2 protein-coding genes and 1 pseudogene are annotated in these 2,523 nt (G+C 69.0%); 2 read left to right on the plus strand and 1 reads right to left on the minus strand.

Annotated features, from left to right (window positions below; genetic code table 11):
* Positions 1–403: 403 nt before the first annotated feature.
* Positions 404–1,279: a lysozyme inhibitor LprI family protein gene (locus I55_RS33235; RefSeq protein ID WP_049974265.1), complete on the plus strand. Its 876-nt coding sequence runs from the start codon at positions 404–406 to the stop codon at positions 1,277–1,279.
* A gap of 6 nt (positions 1,280–1,285) precedes the next feature.
* Here the strand turns inward: I55_RS33235 and panB are convergent, their stop codons facing one another.
* Entirely contained in the window at positions 1,286–2,116 is an 831-nt protein-coding gene (panB, locus tag I55_RS18755) for a 3-methyl-2-oxobutanoate hydroxymethyltransferase (RefSeq protein ID WP_044562109.1), read from the minus strand.
* A 215-nt stretch (positions 2,117–2,331) separates the two neighbouring features.
* Here panB and I55_RS18760 point away from each other — a divergent pair.
* Positions 2,332–2,523 (plus strand): annotated as a pseudogene (locus tag I55_RS18760) (hypothetical protein); the annotation flags it as partial.

Here is a 2,523-nt window from a genome sequence, read left to right on the forward strand (position 1 = left end):
GCCTTGCTGAGAGGGGCGTCGGCCAGGCGGGCCAGCAGGGTCGCCTCATCCAGGTCGGCCGGCGCCGGTTCGGCGGGCGGGCGCGGCCGCAGGGGTGTGGGCGGCGGGGGTGCTGGCGGATTGACGGCCACCGGAGCCGGCGCGCCGAACAGATCCATCTGATTCTGCGGTCCCTGGGACGCCGCCGCCCCGGAAGCCCGCGTCTTGGAAGCCCGCGCCTTGCCCGCCATCGGTCCCTCACTGCCACAAAGAACAATATGGGAACAAATATAGACAGGAACAAAAACGGACGTCAACCGCCTCCGGCCCGCTCATCTGAATGCCGCTGTCCGTTTGAAGCGCTTACCGGCCGCCGGCCTGGCGTGATACGGCTACGGACGGCTTTCAACGCGGCGGGGAGGAAATGGTGGCCTGCGCATCCTGGCGTCTTCTGTCCGGTTTTGTCATCGCCGCCCTCATGGGCGGGACCACACCCAGCATCGTCCGCGCGGCCGACTGCGCCAATCCCACTTCTGACGAAGAGCTGATGCAGTGCCTGGGCACCGACCTGCGCCACACCGACGCGGAGATCAACCGCGTCTATGGCGAAGTGCGGGGCAAGCTGGACGACGCCGGCAAGCTGGCCCTGCGCAACGAACAGCGCGCCTGGCTGAAGCGCCGGGATGAAACCTGCGGCCTCGACAACAAGGAAAGCGACCGGGAGAAGTGGTTCCAGGCCCTTCTGGCCAACCGCGCCAAGACCGTCTGCGTCATCCGCTTCACCAATGAGCGGTCGACCCAGCTGGCGGCGGAGCAGGCGGGCAAGGCGCCGGCATCGGAGGCAGCGGCGGCCGCCACCGCCTCAGGCGATGACCTGTACGAGATCTGGGGCACGCCGACGGTCAGCACCGGCAAATGGTATGTCGAGGCCACCATCGACATGGGCGCGGTGGCCCGACGGGCGGAAACCGCCCTGTTCTTCGGGGTGGAAAGCCGGGAGGGCAGCCACGGCACCCTGATCCAGCTGCGCCACAACCGCGCCACCGAGTCCAAGCACGTGGTGGGCCTGGCTGTGGATCTCGACTCGGGCTGGCTGTACCTGCGGCCGGACGGCCAGTGGCGGGGCGGCGCGCCCGGCCAGACCGGTGGCCTGCAGACCCCGCCCCGGCTGCCCACCCAAATCGGCCTGACCTCCAGCGTCGCCATGGGCGACCTGGTCAAGGACGGGCTGATCAGCGTGAACTTCGGCGAGAGGCCCTTCGTCTATGCCGTGCCCGACGGCTACCGGCCCCTGAAGTAACCAGTCTCAGGCCTTCGGCCGCTTCTCCGCGAAGACATGCTCCGGCCCGGGGAAGCGGCGGGCGCGCACGTCTTCGGCATAGGCCTGCGCGGCGGCGCCCACCTGGCTGGCCAGGTCGGCGTAGCGCTTCACGAACTTGGGCGTGAAGTCGGCGAACAGGCCCAGCATGTCGTCCGATACCAGCACCTGCCCGTCGCAGGCGGCACTGGCGCCAATGCCGATGGTGACCACGGGCACCAGCTCCGTCACCTGGCGGGCCAGGGGCTCCACCACCCCTTCGATCACCAGGGAGAAGGCGCCGGCCTCGGCCACAGCCCGGGCGTCGCCCAGAATCTTGGCCTGTTCCGCCTCCCCCCGCCCGCGGGCGCGGTAGCCGCCCAGGACGTTCACGGCCTGCGGCGTGAGGCCGACATGGCCCATGACCGGGATGCCCCGGCGCACCAGGAAGTCGATGGTGGGCGCCATCTCCTCCCCGCCCTCCAGCTTCACAGCGGTGGCGCCGGTCTCCGCCAGGATGCGGGCGGCGACACGGAAAGCCTGCTCCGGGCTTTCCTGATAGCTACCGAAGGGCAGGTCCACCACCACGGCGGCGTGATTGGAGCCGCGCACCACGGCGGCGCCATGGGCCACCATCATATCGACGGTGACCCCCAGCGTGCTGGGCAGGCCGTACAGCACCATGCCCAGGCTGTCACCCACCAGCAGCACGTCGCAATGGGGATCCAACAGGCCCGCCATGGGGGCGGTGTAGGCTGTCAGGCAGACCACGGGCTCCGCCCCCTTGCGGGCGGCGATGTCAGGCACGCTGAGGCGTTTGACGGCGGTGGTGGCGCTCATCCCGGTACCGGTCCTTCCCAAGCGAGGAAAACGGAAGCAGTTTCCCGCTCCCGGATTTTGCGCGCATCCCTACACCAAAGCGGCGGCCCGCGCCAATGAATGGCGACACGTCGCGGCCGGCGCATCATGGGCACCCTCGTTCCGGCACGGGAACTTCGCTATGTTAATCATTCTTCCTACGTGGCTTCCCCAGACCGGGACGGAAAAGGCGGCGCATGCAGTCGGCGGTGGACGTAAGCAAGGACAAGTGGCCGGGCCCCTCGGCGGAGCCCACGGCCAGCGTACCCGTCGGCGGCGGTTTCTGGCGCAAGCTGCTGGGCTTTTTCGGCCCCGGCTACCTGGTGGCCGTGGGCTACATGGACCCTGGCAACTGGGGCCACGGACATCGCCCGGCGGTTTCCGTTTTT

Source organism: Azospirillum sp. B4 (assembly GCF_000333275.1).
In the GTDB taxonomy this organism is placed as follows: domain Bacteria; phylum Pseudomonadota; class Alphaproteobacteria; order Azospirillales; family Azospirillaceae; genus Nitrospirillum.